Origin of the sequence: Pseudomonas veronii, assembly GCF_002028325.1 — a bacterium.
Taxonomy (GTDB): domain Bacteria; phylum Pseudomonadota; class Gammaproteobacteria; order Pseudomonadales; family Pseudomonadaceae; genus Aquipseudomonas; species Aquipseudomonas veronii.
In genome coordinates, this window is sequence record NZ_CP018420.1 from 2620401 (window position 1) to 2640204 (window position 19804).

The window sequence follows — 19804 nt, forward strand, 5'->3', positions numbered from 1 at the left end:
GGGGGATCAGTGCCCCGCGATCGGTGCGATCCCCTGTGCTGGCGCGTCCTTCATCGCCAGGCACCTGGTTCAATCCCGACCCGCGACTTGGTGGGGTTGCTTGCCCGCGGGCCAGTAACGCAGAGCGACGATCAGCACCAGCGCCAGCGCATACGCCAGGCAAACGAATAGATACGTGTAGGGCAGGCCATACGCTTGGCTGAGCAAGCCGCCGATGCAGATACCGGCAATCGAGGCAAACTGCGCGGTGCTTTGCGCGATACCCAGTACATAGCCCTGTCGGGCGCTGTCGGCGGTGGTCGAGATCAGGGCCATCAGCACTGGCGTCGTGGCGCCCAGCAGTACTCCCCAGACGAAGTAGGCCAGGATAAACACCACGGGGTTGCGGGTAATGCCCGCCACGGCGGTCAGCGCGATGCAACCGATCACCACGTAAGTGATGCGCTGCAGCGTCTGGCGTAGAGAGCGCTGCTCGAAGTAGCGCGACCATGCCGTCGCCGAAAGAATGAAGCCCAGGGCCAATAGCCCGTAGCACAGGCCGACCACTGAGTGGCTGACATCGAATGTGGAACTGACGTAAAGCGAGAACGAAGTCTGGGGCAGCATTCGCGCCAACAGCAGAATCCCCATGATGCCCAACAGCGACAGCAGGGGCGAGCCACGCCAGCCGGCGCCGCTGGCCTGGGCGGGGGCAGAGGTGTTTACCAGCGTGGTTTTTTCCACGGGGGGGACGTCCGGCAGTGTCATGGCGGCGATCACCGTGCAGGCGGCGCATAACACCGAGGCCACGATATTGATCCAGAAAAACGTCGCGTAATCGAGAATCAGGCCGCCGAGCACGGCGCCCAGCAACGAGCCGACGTTGGTCGATATCTGCAGAATCGCGAACAGCCGGGCCCGGCGCGACGGGCTTTCGATACTCACGCCGTAGGCCTGCGCCGGGGCAATGTAGCCCGCGAAGGCACCCTGCAGGAAACGCAGGGCCAGGATCGCCCAGATGTCGCTGAAAAACGCCAGGCCGAGCTGGGTCAAGGACAACCCGGCGAGCGCGCGGATCATCATCAACTTGTGCCCGTATCGATCGCCGATACGGCCCCAGAACGCACTGGTCAGCATGATGCCCAGCATCGGTCCCACGTACACAGCGATGCTGGCGAAACTGAAAAGCGCCTCCGAAGAGGCCAGCTCGCGCAGGTGTACGGGCCAGAATGGCCCGCTCATTTCCATCGCGCCCATGGAGACCAGTTGGATCGCGAACAAAAGATAAACAAGGGTTCTGACACTTGAACCCTGAATGACACCTGCATGGGACATGAGACGGCCTCGGCGGATGAACCCGGTAAAAAAACAGGGAGGGATGATACTTTTTCGCAAGTCGGCTGGCATTAGGAGTGATTCCCATTTTCCTACGTTGAAAGGATCCTCTCGTCATGCCCGTTATCTGTCGTCCCTATGGTGAACGTGTGTTAACCCTCGCGATTCGGAGCGCCATGCTGAATGTCGTCTTGGTCGCATGCAGCGCCAATGCCTCGGCGGCTACGCCACAGCCCGCAGCGGGCGACGCGTCAACGCCTGACAGCGCGCAGAGCCTGATCCTCGACACCACCACCATCGACGCCCGCGAGGCTGGCCCCACGGCATTGCCGCCGGTACTGGCCGGCGGGCAGGTCGCCCGTGGCGCGCGCCTGGGGATGATGGGCAACAAGGATGTGATGGACGCCCCGTTCAGTGTGACCAGCTACACCGCCAAAACCCTGGCCGACCTGCAGACAGTGACGGCGGCCGACGCCCTGGAGCGCGATCCTTCGGTGCGGTCCACGGGGCAGACGGGCGGTATCGTCGATTCGTTTTTCATCCGTGGGTTTGCCATCGGCGAAGGCAACCTTGGCGAGTTGGCCTATGACGGCGTGTACGGTGTGGCGCCGAACTACCGGACGTTCACCGACTACGCCGAACGCATCGAGGTGCTCAAGGGGCCCGGTGCGCTGATGTACGGTGTCTCGCCGAACAGCGGCGTTGGCGGCGTCATCAACATCGTGCCGAAGCGGGCGCTGGATGAAGACCTGACGCGCTTTACCGGCAGTTACGCATCGGACTCCCAAGTGGGCGGCCACTTGGACATCAGCCGGCGCTTTGGTGAAGAAAACCAGTTTGGCCTGCGCTTCAACGGCAGCCTCCAGGGCGGCGACACCGCCGTCGATAATCAGAAGCGCGAGGTGGATATCGGGGCCATTGCCTTGGATTATCGCGGCGAGCGGTTGCGCCTGAACCTTGACTACATCAGCCAGAAAGAAAACTTTGACGGCGCCTCGCGCCCCTTCACCGTCGCAACGGGCGTCGACGTGCCATCTGCCGCCAATGGCCGCACCAGCCTGCCGCAAAAATGGGGTTGGTCGGACACCAAGGAACAGTCGGCACTGCTCGGCGGCGAGTATGACTTGAGCGATGCGCTGACCGTGTTCGCCCATGCCGGCGGGGGCAAGTCGGATGTGAAGCGCCTGTCCGACCAGGTGCCCAGGATCCTCAACGACGCCGGCGATACCAGCAATATCCCGGGTTATTACAAGTTCAACGTCGACCGTTCGACCGCCGATGTGGGCCTTCGCGGGCTGTTCGCCACCGGGCCGGTGACGCACATGACCACGCTGATGGCGACCCGTTACCGGGACGAACTGTCCCGAGGCATCACCAATGGTAAGGAGATCCGCTCCAACATCTATCACCCGGTGGATACGCCCAAGCAATACCTCGACGCCCCCAAAGTGCTGCGCATTTCGGAGACGGAACTGTCCGGCGTCGCACTGACGGACACCCTGGGCATGCTGGACGACCGCCTCCAACTGACCCTCGGCCTGCGCCGGCAAGCGATCGAGTCGCGTAACTACAATGCCGCCGGGGCTGTCAGCTCCCGCAACAAAGACACTGCCACGACGCCGTTGCTGGGCGTCGTGGTCAAGCCCTGGGATGACGTGTCTTTGTATTACAACTATGTCGAAGGCTTGAGCAAGGGCGATACCGCCCCAGGCACCGCGAACAACGGCGGCCAGACATTCGCCCCTTATGTGTCCAAACAGCACGAGCTCGGCGTGAAGTATGAACACCACACGTTCATCACGAGCGTGGCGTTGTTCCAGATCGAAAAACCCAGCGGCGAGCTGGGTGCCAACAATGTGTATTCCGTGCAATCGGAGCAACGCAACCGTGGCGTGGAAGTGAGCCTGTACGGGGAAGTCGCGCCGGGCACGCGCTTGATGGGGGGCGTGACGTTCCTCGACGGCGAGTTGACGAAGTCCGCCACCGCAGCCAACCGGGGCAACAAACCGGTCGGCGTACCCGACATCCAGGCCAACCTCTGGGCCGAATGGGATACCCCATGGCTGGAAGGCTTTACCTTGACCGGCGGCGCGATCTACACCGACAGCCAATACGTCAACCAGGCCAACACCCAGGAACTGGACGCCTGGACTCGCATCGATGCGGGCGCGCGTTATGCCACGAAGATAGAAGGGCGACCTACGACGTTCCGCGCCACCGTGCAGAACGTATTCGACCGTGAGTACTGGTCGGGCGTCGCCTCCTACGGCGCCTTTTCCCCGGGATCTCCGCGCACCTTGCAGTTGTCGGCCACGGTTGATTTCTGAGGTCGGTGTGGAGTGTGCTTTTCATGACGGCGAATGTGCCGCGCACCGCCGGCGACCGGCTCGATGCAGCGATAGCGGAGTGAGTATTATCGAGTAAAAAGTTTTATTGACTAAAGATAAATATCGGGTAATGATTTCTGCGCATCTGCTCTCATGCAGAGTCATCTCCAGGGTCATCTCCCGATGAGTCATAAAAACCCGTCTTTTCTTGCGACGCTTTACGTCGAGGCCACTGAATCGTCGTCGACCACTTGCGCGGCCCCTTTGCTGATGCATGGCTTTCCCGCCGAGCCGGAACACCGAGTCACGTGGCACAACTGGATGCGTCCGCCCTTCAGCCAGTGGGGGTTCCGCAACCTGGCGCGCTTGCGCCCCACCATCGACGTACCGGCGGGCCCAGGGCCGGTCGGTACGCTCAAGCAGGCTCCCAATGCGCTGGACCAGCTGTGTTTCGACAGTGAGTGTGGGCTGAGCATCAGCGTTATCGACCACCTCGAGGCCAGCCAGACCGACGCCTTTTTGGTGATGCAGGGCGACACGGTATTGTTCGAGCGCTACTTCAACGGTCAGCAGGCCTGCGACCGGCACATCATGTTTTCGGTGACCAAGTCGCTGATCGGCACCCTTGGCGAACAGCTGGTTTCCAGTGGCGTGCTTGAGCCCGGGTTACCCGTCGCGTACTACGTGCCCGAACTGGTGGGCAGCGCGTTTGGCGATGCGACGGTGCGCCAGTTGTTCGATATGGCGGTGGGCATCGACTACAGCGAGGTGTACGACGATCCCAACTCGGAGAGCTCGCAGTACGGTTACGCCTGCGGGTTTCAACCGGCACCGGCGCAATACGCCCAATTCGAGTCGTTGTACCAGTACCTGCCATCCCTCAAAAAGCGCGCCAGCCACGGTGGCTTTTTCCATTATGTGACCGCGACCACCGAAGCCTTGGCTTGGGTCATGGAGCGCGCCTCGGGCAAGGCCTGCAGTCAGTTGTTGGCAGAAATCTGGAGCCGGCTGGGCTGTGATCGCGACGGCTATTTCATGGCTGATCCCTGGGGACGTAACGTCGCCGGGGCGGGTTTCAGTGCGACGTTAAGAGACATGGCGCGCTTCGGCCGTCTGCTGGCCAACGATGGCTGTCACGAGGGGGTTGAGCTGCTGTCGCCCGAGACCGTGGCACGTATCGCCGCCGGCGGGGATCCGGTGATCTACGCGCAAAATGCCGAGTTCTCCGGCTGGACACCGGGTGCCTCCTATCGAAGCCAGTGGTACGTGTTCAACGATCACAGCCAGGCCCTGATGGCCGGTGGCATCCACGGCCAGTACCTGTTCATCGACAAGCCCTCCGGCGTCGTGATCGTCAAGCAATCGTCGCTGACCGATGCGGTCGGCCCGTTCGATGCCGATAGCGTGCGAATGCTGCGCGCTATCAGCGCTCACCTGAGTCACTGACACACCCCGAAAAATAAGAGTCTTGCGTTCTATTCACCTGGCTTTGCCATGTGTTGGCGGCGCTTTGCGTCGCCATTGACTGCCCTGTAACAACAATAATCACACAGGAGCTTCTTATGGTTTTCATCAAGCGTTTCTCTCGAGCGCTCATCGCGGTCGGCTTACCCTTGACCACCCACGTCGCGTTGGCGGGCTACACCTTTGAGGACGGCGATCTCAAGGGCGAAGTCAACCTCACCGCGGGGGGCGCGACGCTATCGACCCGCGGCGTCAACTTCGGCAGCGGCCGGGTCGATGCGCGCAACGGTAAAAATGGCGGCACCAAGATCGACTGGCAAGAGTTCTACGTAAAGCCCGGGGTCAAACTCGAGTATGCGTTGCAACCCGATTTCAGCTTGCTGGCCGGCGGTTCCCTGGTCGCGGCAAGCACGTTCGGTGACGGCGATGCGGGCGGCTTTACCCGCAGTTCCGACGGCAAGGTTGCCGCTGAAGAACTGTACGGCGGGTTCCGCGCCGGTGAGTGGAAGTTCACGGCTGGCCGCCAGAACTACATGGTCGGTACGGGGTTCATCGTCATGGACGGCAACCTGGACCAGCTCAAGGACGGCGCCTACTGGCTGGGCCCTCGAACCGCCTTCAAGGATTCGGCGATCCTGGCCTGGGAACATGGCGCCTTGAAGTCTCAGGCATTCACCCTGCGCACCGACGATGACCTGGGTGATTTCCGCATGACCGGCGTCAACCTCGATTACAACCTCGACGACCAAGTGACCCTGGGTGCCATGGCCATGCGGGTCAACGCCCTGGGGCCCAAAGGCAGCACGCTGCCTCGTCGTCGCGACGGCATGCAGGTGTACAACCTGCGGGCGCTCAATGCCAAGGTGCCCGGCGTACCGGCGCTGACTCTGAATGCGGAGTACGCGTTGGAGCGCGGTAGCGGCGAGGGGGTCGATTACGATGCCAACGCCTGGTACGGCCAGGCCGACTATGCCTTCAGCACGTTGCCGTTGACGCCTGTCATCGGTTATCGCTACGCGAGCTTTTCCGGTGATGACAACCTCAGCGATAACCGCCAGAAAGCCTGGGACCCGTTGAGCAAGGGCTTCGTCGACTGGAGTACGTGGCTCGTCGGCGACGTGGTCGGCAACTACCTGCTGTTCAACAGCAACGAAAATGTCCAACAGTTCTCGCTCAAGACCCACCTCAACGAGACCCTGACCCTCGGCGCCATTCACTACCAGTTCTGGCTCGATGAGAAAAACTACATGGGCGCGGCGGTCCGCGATCGGCGCTTTGCCGATGAGAGCGTGATATTCCTCGACTGGACGCCCACGCCGTCGTTCTATACGTCGCTGTCCTATAACTGGGTCAAACCACTGGCCGCCGCCAAGCAGGTGTTCGGTGACGACCAGACCTTCAGTGCGTTGGAACTGTATTTCACCTATCGCTATTAAGTGCCGCGAGCCTTTGCGGCCGCGCTGGAGTGTTTTTATCATGAACAGTTTTTTGCGTAATACCCTGCTGGGCACAGTCGCTTCGTTGTTGATCAGCGGTTTTTGCCTGGCCGAAGAACGAACCGTAAGGATCTACAACTGGATCGAATACCTGCCGCCGGAAGTGCTCAAGAGCTTCCAGGAAGAGACCGGAATCCGCCCGATCTACGATGTATTCGACAGCGCCGAAACCATGGAGTCCAAGCTGCTGACGGGAAACTCCGGGTATGACGTGGTATTCCCGGGCACCGCCAACCTGGGGCATCTGATCACCGCCGGTGCCGTCCAACCGTTGGACCGCGGGCAGTTGCCGAACTGGCAGCACCTGGACCCCGAGTTCATGAAATCCCTGGAAGCGGTGGGGGACACCGGCAACCGCTACGCCGTGCCTTACCTATGGGGCACCACGTTGATCGGTTACAACGTCGACAAGGTGCGCAAAGCCCTGGGCGCCGACGTGCAGATGAACAGCTGGGACATCATCTTCAAGGAAGAAAACCTCGCCAAGCTCGCCAGTTGTGGCGTGGGTTTCCTCGACGCCGGCAACGAGATCCTGCCGATTGCCTTGCACTACAAGGGCCTCGACCCCAATAGCCAGAAGCGTGAGGACTATGTGCAAGCCCAGGCCGTGATGATGAAGATTCGCCCTTACGTCACTTACTTCAACTCGTCGCGCTACGGCATGGACCTGGCCAACGGTGATATCTGTGTGGGCGTGGGCTGGTCCGGCGGTGTCGCATTGGCCACGCGACTGGCAGATGCCGCCGGCAAGGGCGTCAAGGTCGAGATGGCACTGCCCAAGGAAGGCGCGCCGATGTGGGCGGACGTGATGATGATCCCGGCCAATGCGCCCGATACTGCAGAGGCCCATGCGTTCATCAATTACATCCTGCGCCCGGACGTGATTGCGCGCATCAGCAACAAGATCGGCTACCCCAACCCGAACAAGGACGCTACTGCGCTGGTCGACGCCAGCATCCGCAACGACCCCAACATGTATGTGCCGGAGGAAGCGCGCAAGACCCTGTTCGCCCTGGAGCCGATCCCGGCCGCCGTGGAGCGCATCCGTACCCGCACCTGGACCGCCATCAAGAGCAACCGCTGATCAGGATGGCCTGACCCCGCAATGGGTCAGGCCTGCATGCCGTAAAACAGCAACTCGGTGATACGCCTGACCTGGGTAGAGTGCGCGTCGATATCCGGGTGTTCCTGGTTCACCAGTCGGAACAGTTGCAGGTGCGAATAGTCGTTCAACAGGAACGCGGCCAATTCCACATCGAGCTGCGGACGCAGCTTGCCAGCCCGTTGCAATTCCCGCAGCAATTCGCTGATTTCGGCCCTGAGCGCATCGTTCATGGCCCGATAGCCTGCCGGCAGTTCATTGTTGCCACCGAAGAGAATCAGCGGCAGCAGTTCACGCCACAGGCTGGGGTGCATGACTTCCAACGCATAGCCGGTAAGAAGGCGTTCCAGGTGGCAGAGCGCCTCGACCGGGTCGTCTATTTCGTGGATCCGGCTGCGGGTGTCGATGATCGCGCGTTGATCGGCGTGGTGCAGGATTTCCAGGATGATTTCCTGCTTGTTGCCGAAGTACTTGAACACCGTCGGCGGCGACACCCCGGCCTGGCTGGCGATCTGTTCGATGGTGGTGTTCTGGAAACCCTGGCGTTCAAACAGTTCGATCGCGGCCTTGCTGATGGCTTGCCGGCGTTCGGCTTTCTGACGTTCACGCAGTCCGCTCACAGGAGATCCTTGTCACGAGTAAAAAGAGGGGCGCTTGTCGCCCCGGTATCCCTGCAAAATACTTAATTGGGTAAAGCTTTTAAAGCACTAATTGCCATTCAAGGGGTTTGCCGCTGATGCTTCTTCAGCCTGTAGGCAAATTGAGCGCGGCTGAGCCCCACGAGCCTGGCGGCGGCGGCCAGGTTGCCGGCGTTTTGTTGCAGCGCTTCATTGATCAGGCGCGATTCAAGGCCGTCGATGGAAAACCCCTGGTCCAACTGGCCAAGGGTGTCCAGCAGTGCAGGGCGGGGCGCTGTGGTGGTTAGCTGCGGCCCGCTGTTTGACAGGCTGCCGTGGTCGTCCAGGCCATAGGGATCGGCGGGCATCGGCTCGTTGCGAAACAGGTGCACCAGGTCAATCGCTTGGCCTTCGTCACTGGCGATCAGGCCGCGTTCGATCAGGTTTTGCAGCTCGCGCACATTGCCCGCGAAGTCATAGCGCAGCAAAACCTTCAGGGCGCGCATGGTCAGGCCCGCCGGCGTTCGCGCGTATTCCTGGCAGAAGCGCGTGAGGAATGCGTTGATCAGCAGCGGGATGTCGTCCCTGCGTTCGCGTAGCGGTGGCAGGGCGATGGGGTAGACATTCAGCCGGTAGAACAGGTCTTCACGAAACGTACCGTCAGCCACGGCTTTACGCAGGTCGATATTGGTGGCGGCGACCACGCGCACATCCACCTTGATACCGCGCACGCCGCCGACCCGTTCGATTTCCCGTTCCTGCAAGGCCCGCAGCAACTTGCTCTGCCCGCCCAGGCTGAGGCTGGTGATTTCATCCAGGAACAGCGTGCCGCCCTGGGCTCGTTCGAAACGTCCAGGGCGCGAGTGCGTCGCGCCGGTATAGGCACCGCGTTCGACACCGAAGAGTTCGGCCTCGATCAGGTTATCCGGAATGGCGGCGCAATTGAGCGCCACGAACGGGCCGTCATGGCGGTGACTGAGCTGGTGCAACTGGCGCGCAAACATCTCCTTGCCCACCCCGGACTCACCGCTGATCAACACCGTTGCCGGGGTCAGCGCGACGCGTTGCAGGGCTTGTGTCGCGGCGTTGAACGCGGCGCTGGCGCCCACCAGCGTTTGCGGCGGGTTGGCCCTGGCGCTGCGGCTCACCGGGTGCTCGGGCGTGGGCGCGAGCGTGGTGCTGGTGACGGCCTGGGACACATTCAGGTAGCGCAGGTCCTGCTCGACGTCACCCCATTGCTCGGCCGTCTTGCCGATCACCCGACAGCTGCGGTGGCCCATGCCACGGCATTCCACTTCGCGGAAAATCACCATTTGCCCGAACAGGCCACTGACGAAACCGATGGCATAGCCGGTTTCAGTCCAGCACACCGGGTCCTGGCCGATGCCGTAGGCGCGCACATGCTCATCGGCCTCGCAGGAGTGGTGCCAGAGGAACTCACCTTCATAGAACCCCGAATCGGCATCGAACTTGAAGTGCAGCGGCTCGACCTTGGTCATGCCCTCCAGGGTGTGCAGGTGTGTCCCGGCGCGAAACACCGCGGCGGCATCGGCCTGTGGCCAGCGCTCGCGTATCAACCGCGCATCCCGCGCGCCGGAGGCATAACCGGTGCGGGTGAACAGGCCGCGCGCCTGCTCCAGGCCCAGGCGCTCGATGACCTCCCCGCGCAGGGCGCCGAACGACGAACTGTGCAGCAACAACATGCGTTGATCGTTGAGCCAGATACGCCCGTCTTCGGGAGAAAAAAACAGGCAGTCGGTCAGTTCCGCCGGCGTGGGCGAGCTGCCGGCGCTGAGTTGGCGGCTGTCGCCGCGCGGATGGAAGGCCGCGTTGGCCACCCGGTCGTCGGGCAGCGCACTGGGGGGATTAGTCATTGTTATGCCCCTGCAAAGCGAGTGAACGATATGAGTAACTGCTCAGATAGTTATTAAACATAACCTTATCAATTGAACAAGTGGCAGGGCCCCGGTTCTTGCAGGCAACCGCTCGGTGGGGGGTGAGCGCAGCGCGGCGGGCTGCGACCCAGAGCCCTCGACGCGTTACGTCAGCAGCTTTGCGCGCAAGCGGCACAGCCTTTGCTCAAGGCTTGATGCGGCGTTTGCACCCTGTGCAGGCGATGACAATTACAAGAACTCGGAGTTGCCATGTCAGTGTCTGAAACCACTCACTTTCTACAGCGGGCCATTGCGTCCGAATGCCTGTTCAACGGCGATTGGATACCCGCCTCGGGGTCCGTGATCCCAGTGATCGAACCCGCCACCGGCGAACCCCTGATGCGCTGCGCCATGGCCACCCCGGCCGACATCGCCATCGCCTGCCGCAACGCGGCCCTGGCGCAGCCGGCATGGGCTGCATTCGGCCCTCGGGAGCGCGCCGAGGTGTTTCGCAAGGCGGCGGACCTGGCTCAGCAGTCCTTCGCGGAACTGGCGCTGTATGTCGCGCGGGAAACCGGCGGCGCATTGTTCAAGGGTGAACACGAAGTGCGCGAAGCGATAGTGCTGCTGCATCAGGCGGCGGGGCTGTTGTCCCAACCGCACGGGGTGGTGCTGCCCAGTGAAGCCGGGCGCCTGTCCTATGCGCGGCGTCAGCCCCATGGCGTGGTCGGAGTGATTTCGCCGTTCAATTTTCCGCTGATCCTGTCGCTGCGCTCGGTGGCGCCGGCGCTGGCGGCGGGCAATGCGGTGGTGCTCAAGCCCGACCCGCAGACGCCGGTCAGCGGTGGTTTTCTCATCGCCCGGCTGTTCGAAGAGGCGGGCTTGCCCAAGGGCCTGCTGCAGGTGTTGCCCGGCGCTGCGCCGGAGGGGGAGGCGCTGTGCCGCGATCCGAATGTGCGGATGATTGCGTTCACCGGATCCACGGCGGCGGGGCGCAAAGTCGCCGAAGTGGCGGGGCGACACCTGAAAAAAGTCGCGCTGGAACTGGGTGGCAAAAACCCGCTGATCATTCTCGAAGACGCCGACCTCGACCTGGCCGCGAGCAATGCCGCCTGGGGCGCCTGGATGCACCAGGGGCAGATCTGCATGGCGACCGGCTTGATTCTCGCCCATGAATCCATCGCCGAACGCCTCACGCGCAAGTTGGTGGACAAGGCCCGGGCGTTGACGGTGGGCAATGCCGCCCGGGGTGAGGCCGCGCTCGGCCCATTGATCAACCAACGGCAATTGCAGCGCGTACACGCAATCGTCAGCGACAGCCTGCAAGCGGGCGCGCGGTTGGAGGCGGGCGGCGAATATGACCGGTTGTTCTACCAGCCCACCGTGCTCAGTGGCGTGCGTCCGGGTATGCGCGCGTTTGAGGATGAAATCTTCGGCCCGGTGGCCACGGTGGTCAGCTTCGCCACGGACGAGGAGGCCATCGAACTGGCCAACCGCACCGAGTACGGCCTGTCGGCCGCCATCATCTCGCCGTCGGTCGGGCGCGCCATGGCCATCGGCGAGCGGCTTGACTGCGGCCTGCTGCATATCAACGACCAGACCGTGGCCGACGAATGCATCAACCCGTTCGGCGGGCGCGGCGCCTCCGGTAATGGCGGCAGCGTGGGCGGGCCGGCCGACTGGGACGAGTACAGCCAGTGGCAGTGGGTCACGCTGAAAAATACACCGCCTGCCTATCCGTTCTGAGCCCTGGCTCATCGGTTTGATCCACCCATGCCTATACAAAAACAAGAGGGCTTGAACATGAACCTGCAGAACAAAACCTTGATCGTCACTGGCGTCGCTTCCGGCATTGGCGCCGAGCTGGCGCGGCTTGCGCGCTTCCAGGGGGCCACGGTGATCGGCGTTGATCGCCATGCACCGCAACTGACCCTGGATAGCTTCGTCCAGGCTGACCTGGGCGACCCTGCCAGCATCGATGCGCTGGTGGCACGCCTGCCGGCGCGCATCGATGGGCTGTGCAACATTGCCGGCGTGCCCGGTACGGCGCCCTTGCAAGCGGTGGCCACGGTCAATTACCTGGGGCTGCGGCACCTGACCCAATCGCTGCTGCCACGCATGCCGGCGGGCGGCAGCATCGTCAATGTCGCCTCGGTCCTCGGTGCGCAATGGCCGCAACGGCTGGAGCGGCACAAGGCCCTGGCCGCGACGCCAAGCTTCGAGGCAGGGCAGCAGTGGCTGGCGGCCAACCCGGTGGAGCAGGACAACTGTTATCAGTACTTCAAGGAAGCGCTGATCGTGTGGAGCTTCCAGCAATCCCAGGGCTGGTTTCGCGATCACTCGGTACGCATCAACTGCGTCGCGCCGGGGCCGGTGTTTACCCCGATTCTCGGCGATTTCGTCAGCATGCTCGGGCCGGAACGGGTGGCCGCAGACAGCCAGCGCATGACCCGGCCAGCCCTGGCCGATGAGGTGGCGGCGGTGATTGCCTTCCTCTGCTCGGACGCCGCGCGCTGGGTCAACGGGGTCAATCTGCCGGTGGACGGTGGCTTGGCCGCGACCTACGTGTAGCGCTTGCAGCGGCGCTAAACCCCGGCGCGGCGCCTTCGCGCCGGGGGTCTTGAACAACAACAAAAATACAGGACATCCAAGATGCTCAAGCCTATCTTGCGGACGGTTGCGGCCATGCCTTTTGTCGCACTGTCATCGATTGCACACGCTTACGACCTGCCCGGGCTCAACCTCGGCAGCACCAGTTTCTACGACGGCTCACCGGCCCCGGCCGGCCCTGGCTGGTACCTGGAGGAATACCTGACGTACTCCCGAGCCAGCCGCTTCAATGACGCCAACGGTCACAAGCTGGCGTTGCCCAAGCAGGACCTGGACGTGGTGGCGCCCACCACGCAGATCATCTACCTCGGGCAACCCCTGGCCAATGGTGCGATGCCGGGACTCACCCTGATCAATACCTCCCTGGTCCACGCAGATGTCGACGATGGCTTGAACAATGCGGCGCTGAGTTCTCGCGCCGGGTTTGGTGATGTGACTGTGGGGCCCTTCCTGCAACTGCCGACCCTGAGCCGCGCGGATGGCAGCCCGTTGTTGACCCAACGTGTCGAAGCCGATATCTCGGTGCCGGTGGGGGCCTATGACCGCAAGCGCTCGATCAACCCAGGCAGCAACTTCTGGTCATTCAACCCGTATTATGCGGCAACGTACTGGTTCAGCCCGAAGTGGTCGGCGAGCGGGCGTTTCATGTACCTGTGGAATGGCAAGAATGATGAGCCGCAGGCCGGTTTTGGGGATGTTTCCGATACCCAGGCCGGCCAGGCGTTGCATGCCAACCTGACCGTGCAATATGCCTTGAACCAGCAACTGAGCGTGGGGGTGAACGGCTACTGGTTGAAGCAGATCACCGACACCCAGGTGGACGGGCACGCCGTGAGCGGGCGCCGGGAGAAGGTCTGGGCCATGGGCCCAGGCCTGTTATACGCCTTCAACAAGGAGAACGTGCTATCGGTGAACGCCTACTTTGAACAGCAGGCTGAGAACCGCACCGAGGGCAACAAACTGGTGCTCAATTGGCTGCACAAGTTCTAGGCTTTGGTGTGCCCGGCCGCTTCCGGGGTGGACAGGTTCAGTGGCGCCTTACGCACCATGACGGTGATGATGGCCAGCGCCGCGATCGCCAACCCGGGGGAGGTCGCCAGCAGGACGCCTGTGGTGCCCGCACCTGCGGCGAGCAGTTGTCCCGCCGCCAGCGGTCCGGCCACCGAGCCCAGCCGGCCGATGGCCACGGCCGCACCGACGCCGGTGGCGCGCACCGCCGTTGGATAGGAGGGCGGTGCCGACGCATAGAGCACCAACTGCGCGGCCATGACGAACAAGCCCGCGGCGAAACCGGCGATGGCCATGGGCACGATGCCCACCGACAGCCCGACCCCGGCCAGGGCCGCGAGCAACCCGGCATACACGAACAGCACCACTCTGAGGGCATTGCAGCGGTCCAGCAGGACACCGCCGAGCAGCGAGCCAAGGGCGCCGCCGATGTTGAACAGCATCTGCACCATGCCCGCCTGGGGTTTGCTGAAGCCTTGTTCGAGCAACAACGACGGCAGCCAGTTGAGCAGCATGTACATCACGGTCAGGGTGAAGAAGTAGCTGAGCCACAAGGCCAGCGTGGTGCCTGCGCGCCCTTCGCCGAACAGCGCCTGGCGAGTGGAGGGGCGGGCACTGAGGGTATTGTCGAGCTGTTGGCGAAAGGCATTGGACTCGGGCAGCAGCAGGATCATCAACGGCACGGCCAGCAAGGGCGCCAGGCCGCCGATGATAAAGGTGGTCTGCCAGTGCTCACTGGAAAACATCGCCACCACCGCCGCCAATGCGCCGCCCAACGGCACGCCGCAGTACATCACGCTGATGGCGGTGCCCCGGCTGCGTTCGCTGACCGCTTCGGCGCACAGCGCGATCAGGTTGGGCAGCGCGGCACCCAGCCCGAGGCCGGTCAGAAAGCGCACCAACAGCAGGCTCGAGTAGCTTTCGACAAACGCGGTGCAAAGCGAGAACAGCCCGAACAGCAGCACGGCGATCACCAGGATTTTCTTGCGCCCGATTCGGTCGGCGACCCAGCCGCCGAAGAACGCCCCCGGCAGCAGGCCAATGATCCCGACGCTGAACACCCAACCGAGCATCTTCGGGTCCAGGGCAAAACTCTGGCGCAACCCCGCGGCGGCGGTTCCGGCGGCTTGCAGATCGAACCCTTCGATCAGCGCAACGATAAAGCACAACGCGATAGTCAGCGTCGAACGACGCGATGGACTGTCCATGGGCAAACCTCATTGTTGTTGTTTTTGTTGTGGTGGCGAGCGCAAGTGGCTGCTACTGATTAAGATAACAAAGATAACTAAAAAATGAATGGCGTATTAAAAATGCTAAAAACAGTAAATAAGTGCTTTAAATTCATGGTGTTGTGATGCGTGTCAGTGTTCATCATAAAAATAGATAGCTTTATTAATGTTCGATTATCGGTCAGTTGCTGTTGACGAGTGCCGTCGGCTGTTTCCATTCTCTGTTGGCGAAGCCGAACGGGCCGAGCGTGTGCCACCCCCAAAAACAACAACAAAAAATGGACAACGAACATGCCAAAACTCCCGATGGAGGACGCCGTTGCAGTGGCGTCCGTCTCCTGTGTGTCGAACCGCAAGCCAGGCCTGGTCATGGCGTTGCTGGCCTTGAGCGTGTTGCCCTCCCAGCTGTGGGCGGCCGGCTTTATCGACGACAGCCACGGCACCTTGACCCTGCGCAATTACTATCTGGATCGCGACTACAAGGACGACGGTGCAAAGACCGCTGCGCGAGAATGGGCCCAGGCGTTCATCCTCAACCTGGAATCGGGGTACACCCCGGGCCCGCTGGGCTTTGGCCTGGATGTGCGCGGGTTGATGGGGGTCAAGCTCGATTCTTCGCCGGACCGCAGCGGCACCGAGTTGTTGCCGGTGTCGGCCAGCGACAAGCGTGCCGCCGATGAGTACTCGCGCCTGGCGCCGACCGCCAAGATGCGGTTTGCCCAAACCACCGTGAAGACCGGTGACGTGTCGATCTTCCTGCCGTTCGCCTTTGCCAGCCCGTCGCGCCTGCTGCCGCAAACCTTTCGCGGCACCACCTTGAGCTCCAAGGACATCGACGGCCTGACCTTCAATACCGGCTATATCGACCGCATCAACAAACGCGACTCCACCAGCTACCAGGCCATGACCATCGCCTCGCCCAACCGGCGTTTCAACGCCACCGCCACCACCTCGCACCTGGCTTACGTCGGCGGTGACTACCAGGTCAACAAAGACCTCAGCCTGCGCGCCTATCACTCGCAGATAGCCGACCTCTACCAGCAGGACACCCTGGCGTTGCTGCACAATCTGCCCGTGGGCGATGGCGTGCTCACCAGCGACCTGCGCAGTTTCTTCAGTCGCGAGGACGGCAGCGCCAAGGCGGGGAACGTGGATAACCGCAACCTCTCGGCGTTGTTTGGCTACCGCCTGGGCGGTCACAAATTCAGCCTGGGCTACATGCATTCCAGTGGGGAGACGGCCACGCCCTATATCTCCGGGACGGAGCTGATGGGCATGAGCGAACTGACCATGAGTTCGGACTTTCTCAACGCCAAGGAGCGCACCTGGCAGGCGATCTACGACTACGACTTCGCGGCTTCCGGTTTACCGGGCCTGAAGGGCCGGCTGCGTTACGTGCGCGGCGATAACATCGAGCTGGCGGCATTCAACGCCGAGGATCGCAAGGAGCGCGAGTTCCAGATGGAGCTGGGCTACGTGATCCAGAGCGGCCCGCTGAAGAACGTCGGGCTGCTGGCGCGCAAGTCGATCTATCGCAATGACTTCCCGGCTGGCGCGGCATTTCGCGATGAAAACCAGACCCGTTTCCTGGTGCTCTACACCGTGGCGCTCTGGTAAGCCGTCAGTCCTGATACACCTTCTTCAGCAAGCGCAGCAGCTCTGCACGTTCCTCAGCGTCCAGGGCTGCGGTGGAGTCCAGGTCACTCTGGACGGCGATCTCTTTGAGCGCCTTGAGCAGAGTTTCGCCGGTCTTGCTGAGGAAGATCCCATAGGAGCGCTTGTCTGGTTTGCAGCGCACACGCACGGCGAGGGCGCGGCTTTCCAGCTTGTTCAGCAACGGCACCACCTGGGGCGGCTCAATCGCCAGCGCGCGAGCCAGGTCGGTCTGCATCAGGCCGGGATTCTGCTCGATGATCGCCAGGGCCGAGAACTGAGCGGGGCGCAGGTCGTGCTCGGCAAGCCGACCGATCAGGTTCTGGAACAGCTTGAGCTGCGCACGCCGTATGGCGTAACCAATCAGGTCGTCCAGGGCCGAATCCAGCGGCGCACGCCCCTCGGTGGTGTCGGGCAGGGCCAGGTTGGCGTCGGCGATGTTGGAAGGCTTGGCCATTGACAGTGCAATCCTCAGAAGGTGGAGGTTAAGAAAGCTATCTAGTTTGCCGAGGTTCGCGAGCCATGGCTATGCCGGCTTTTCATAACGCCCGAGCGGCTTAGGTTTTACAAGGGGAAAATATTGGTTATCAAGGTTAATAGTTAATTGACATAACTATATTTGCGGTTTAATTTCGAATCATCTTCCAACCAAGAACAAGAGCGTACCGTCATGAGCAATTACGAAGGCCGTTGGACCACCGTCAAGGTTGAAATCGAGGAAGGCATTGCCTGGGTCATTCTCAATCGCCCGGAAAAACGCAACGCCATGAGCCCGACCCTGAACCGCGAAATGATCGACGTCCTGGAAACCCTGGAGCAGGACCCCGCCGCCGGCGTGCTGGTACTGACCGGTGCCGGTGAAGCCTGGACCGCCGGCATGGACCTCAAGGAATACTTTCGCGAAGTGGATGCCGGCCCGGAAATCCTCCAGGAGAAAATCCGCCGCGAAGCCTCGCAATGGCAATGGAAACTGCTGCGCATGTACGCCAAGCCCACCATCGCCATGGTCAATGGCTGGTGCTTCGGCGGCGGCTTCAGCCCATTGGTGGCGTGCGACCTGGCGATCTGCGCCGACGAAGCCACCTTCGGCCTCTCGGAAATCAACTGGGGCATCCCACCGGGCAACCTGGTGAGCAAGGCCATGGCCGACACCGTGGGCCATCGTCAATCGCTGTACTACATCATGACCGGCAAGACCTTCGGCGGGCAGAAGGCCGCCGAGATGGGCCTGGTCAACGAAAGCGTACCGCTGGCGCAACTGCGCGAAGTGACCATCGAACTGGCGCGCAACCTGCTGGAGAAAAACCCGGTGGTGCTGCGGGCGGCCAAGCATGGCTTCAAGCGTTGCCGCGAACTGACCTGGGAGCAGAACGAGGATTACCTCTACGCCAAGCTCGATCAGTCGCGCCTGCTCGACACCGAAGGCGGCCGCGAGCAGGGCATGAAGCAGTTCCTCGACGACAAGAGCATCAAGCCCGGCCTGCAGACGTACAAACGCTGAGGCTAGTCGGCGAATGGCGGGCGCATCCCGCTGTTCGCCGCCTCACCCTGGCGCTACTGTGACATCGCTTGAATGCATTCCCCATAAAGACAATAAAGAGGAATCACCATGCTGGACGTGCCCCTGTTGATCGGCGGCCGGTCGTGCCCCGCCCGTGACGGTCGAACCTTCGAGCGTCGCAACCCGGTGACCGGTGAAGTGGTTTCGCGGGTTGCCGCCGCGACCCTGGACGATGCCGACGCCGCCGTGGCCGCAGCCCAGGCGGCGTTCCCCGGCTGGGCCGCGCTGGCGCCGAACGAACGCCGCACCCGGTTGCTCAAGGCGGCCGAGCACTTGCAGGCGCGCAGCGCCGAATTCATTGCCGCCGCCGGCGAAACCGGCGCCATGGCCAACTGGTATGGCTTCAACGTGCGCCTGGCCGCCAACATGCTGCGTGAAGCGGCGTCGATGACCACCCAGATCACCGGTGAAGTGATTCCCTCCGATGTGCCCGGCAGTTTCGCCATGGCCCTGCGTCAGCCGTGCGGCGTGGTGCTGGGGATTGCGCCGTGGAATGCCCCGGTCATCCTCGCCACCCGCGCCATCGCCATGCCGCTGGCCTGCGGCAATACCGTGGTGCTCAAGGCTTCTGAGTTAAGCCCGGCAGTGCATCGCCTGATTGGCCAGGTCTTGCAGGATGCCGGGCTGGGCGATGGCGTGGTCAACGTCATCAGCAACGCACCGGCCGATGCCGCCGCGATTGTCGAGCGCCTGATCGCCAACCCGGCGGTGCGCCGGGTCAACTTCACCGGCTCGACCCATGTCGGGCGGATTGTCGGCGAACTCTCGGCGCGTCACCTCAAGCCGGCCTTGCTGGAACTGGGCGGCAAGGCGCCGCTCCTGGTGCTCGACGACGCCGACCTGGATGCGGCGGTTGCCGCGGCAGCGTTTGGTGCCTACTTCAACCAGGGGCAGATTTGCATGTCCACCGAGCGCCTGATTGTCGATGCCAAGGTCGCCGATGCGTTTATCGCCAAGCTGACCGCCAAGGTCGCCAGCCTGCGCGCCGGTGACCCCGCGGCGGCGGAGTCGGTCTTGGGTTCCCTGGTGGATGCCAGCGCCGGCACACGCATCAAGGCCCTGATCGACGATGCGCTGGACAAGGGCGCACGGCTGGTCGCGGGCGGCCAGTTGGAGGGCAGCATCCTGCAGCCGACCCTGATCGATGGCGTCACCGAGAACATGCGCTTGTACCGCGAAGAATCCTTCGGCCCGGTGGCGGTGTTGCTGCGCGGTGACGGTGATGAAGCACTGCTGCGCCTGGCCAACGACTCCGAGTTCGGCCTGTCGGCGGCGATCTTCAGCCGCGACACCGGGCGTGCGCTGGCGCTGGCGCAGCGGGTGGAGTCGGGCATTTGCCACATCAACGGGCCGACCGTGCATGACGAGGCGCAGATGCCCTTTGGCGGGGTCAAGTCCAGCGGTTACGGCAGCTTTGGCGGCAAGGCGTCGATTGAACACTTCACGCAATTGCGCTGGGTGACCTTGCAGAACGGGCCGCGGCATTACCCGATCTGAGCAGGCGTCGCGACATAACAATAACAAGGCGGCTGTGATCCGCCTTGCTGGA

At 62.5% G+C, this 19804-nt stretch carries 15 protein-coding genes; 10 read left to right on the forward strand and 5 right to left on the reverse strand.

Annotated features, from left to right (window positions below):
- Positions 1 to 69: 69 nt before the first annotated feature.
- Positions 70 to 1314, reverse strand: a complete 1245-nt coding sequence (locus PverR02_RS12235) for an MFS transporter (RefSeq protein ID WP_079443492.1) — start codon at positions 1312 to 1314, stop codon at positions 70 to 72.
- 116 nt (positions 1315 to 1430) lie between these two features.
- On the opposite strand from PverR02_RS12235, the gene PverR02_RS12240 reads away from it, so the two are divergent.
- The 4 genes from PverR02_RS12240 to PverR02_RS12255 all read left to right on the forward strand — a co-directional run bounded on the left by PverR02_RS12240 (position 1431) and on the right by PverR02_RS12255 (position 7685).
- Positions 1431 to 3641, forward strand: a complete 2211-nt coding sequence (locus PverR02_RS12240) for a TonB-dependent receptor (protein ID WP_079443493.1) — start codon at positions 1431 to 1433, stop codon at positions 3639 to 3641.
- 183 nt (positions 3642 to 3824) lie between these two features.
- A complete protein-coding gene (locus tag PverR02_RS12245) occupies positions 3825 to 5087 on the forward strand; it encodes a serine hydrolase domain-containing protein (protein ID WP_079443494.1) in 1263 nt (420 codons plus the stop codon).
- 116 nt (positions 5088 to 5203) lie between these two features.
- Complete coding sequence (locus PverR02_RS12250) at positions 5204 to 6541, forward strand: alginate export family protein (RefSeq protein WP_046383971.1); 1338 nt, start codon at positions 5204 to 5206, stop codon at positions 6539 to 6541.
- Between the two features lie 40 nt (positions 6542 to 6581).
- The gene (locus PverR02_RS12255; RefSeq protein ID WP_079443495.1) at positions 6582 to 7685 is read left to right on the forward strand and encodes a polyamine ABC transporter substrate-binding protein; all 1104 of its coding nucleotides are present in this window, start codon (positions 6582 to 6584) and stop codon (positions 7683 to 7685) included.
- A 26-nt stretch (positions 7686 to 7711) separates the two neighbouring features.
- Here the strand turns inward: PverR02_RS12255 and PverR02_RS12260 are convergent, their stop codons facing one another.
- A complete protein-coding gene (locus PverR02_RS12260; RefSeq protein WP_017847941.1) occupies positions 7712 to 8323 on the reverse strand; it encodes a TetR/AcrR family transcriptional regulator in 612 nt (203 codons plus the stop codon).
- A 98-nt stretch (positions 8324 to 8421) separates the two neighbouring features.
- Positions 8422 to 10194: a sigma-54-dependent Fis family transcriptional regulator gene (locus PverR02_RS12265; protein WP_079443496.1), complete on the reverse strand. Its 1773-nt coding sequence runs from the start codon at positions 10192 to 10194 to the stop codon at positions 8422 to 8424.
- A gap of 270 nt (positions 10195 to 10464) precedes the next feature.
- Between PverR02_RS12265 and PverR02_RS12270 the strand changes: the two genes are divergently transcribed.
- The 3 genes from PverR02_RS12270 (at position 10465) to PverR02_RS12280 (ending at position 13794) form a co-directional block, all read left to right on the forward strand.
- On the forward strand, positions 10465 to 11940 hold the full coding sequence (locus PverR02_RS12270) for a benzaldehyde dehydrogenase (RefSeq protein WP_046483790.1): 1476 nt from the start codon (positions 10465 to 10467) through the stop codon (positions 11938 to 11940).
- A 57-nt stretch (positions 11941 to 11997) separates the two neighbouring features.
- On the forward strand, positions 11998 to 12765 hold the full coding sequence (locus tag PverR02_RS12275) for a coniferyl-alcohol dehydrogenase (protein ID WP_057005578.1): 768 nt from the start codon (positions 11998 to 12000) through the stop codon (positions 12763 to 12765).
- 81 nt (positions 12766 to 12846) lie between these two features.
- Positions 12847 to 13794, forward strand: a complete 948-nt coding sequence (locus tag PverR02_RS12280) for a SphA family protein (protein WP_079443497.1) — start codon at positions 12847 to 12849, stop codon at positions 13792 to 13794.
- On the opposite strand, the gene mhpT is transcribed toward PverR02_RS12280, so the two are convergent.
- Positions 13791 to 15020: a 3-(3-hydroxy-phenyl)propionate transporter MhpT gene (mhpT, locus tag PverR02_RS12285; RefSeq protein ID WP_017847936.1), complete on the reverse strand. Its 1230-nt coding sequence runs from the start codon at positions 15018 to 15020 to the stop codon at positions 13791 to 13793. The genes PverR02_RS12280 and mhpT overlap by 4 nt on opposite strands.
- 312 nt (positions 15021 to 15332) lie before the next feature.
- Between mhpT and PverR02_RS12295 the strand changes: the two genes are divergently transcribed.
- On the forward strand, positions 15333 to 16658 hold the full coding sequence (locus tag PverR02_RS12295) for an OprD family porin (protein WP_057005581.1): 1326 nt from the start codon (positions 15333 to 15335) through the stop codon (positions 16656 to 16658).
- Between the two features lie 4 nt (positions 16659 to 16662).
- Here PverR02_RS12295 and PverR02_RS12300 read toward each other — a convergent pair whose 3' ends face one another.
- Positions 16663 to 17151: a MarR family winged helix-turn-helix transcriptional regulator gene (locus tag PverR02_RS12300; RefSeq protein WP_046383963.1), complete on the reverse strand. Its 489-nt coding sequence runs from the start codon at positions 17149 to 17151 to the stop codon at positions 16663 to 16665.
- Between the two features lie 213 nt (positions 17152 to 17364).
- On the opposite strand from PverR02_RS12300, the gene PverR02_RS12305 reads away from it, so the two are divergent.
- Together PverR02_RS12305 and PverR02_RS12310 are read left to right on the forward strand one after the other, a co-directional pair.
- Positions 17365 to 18195, forward strand: a complete 831-nt coding sequence (locus PverR02_RS12305; protein WP_046483783.1) for a p-hydroxycinnamoyl CoA hydratase/lyase — start codon at positions 17365 to 17367, stop codon at positions 18193 to 18195.
- A gap of 108 nt (positions 18196 to 18303) precedes the next feature.
- Positions 18304 to 19752: an aldehyde dehydrogenase gene (locus tag PverR02_RS12310; protein ID WP_079443498.1), complete on the forward strand. Its 1449-nt coding sequence runs from the start codon at positions 18304 to 18306 to the stop codon at positions 19750 to 19752.
- The last annotated feature ends 52 nt before the right edge of the window (positions 19753 to 19804 follow it).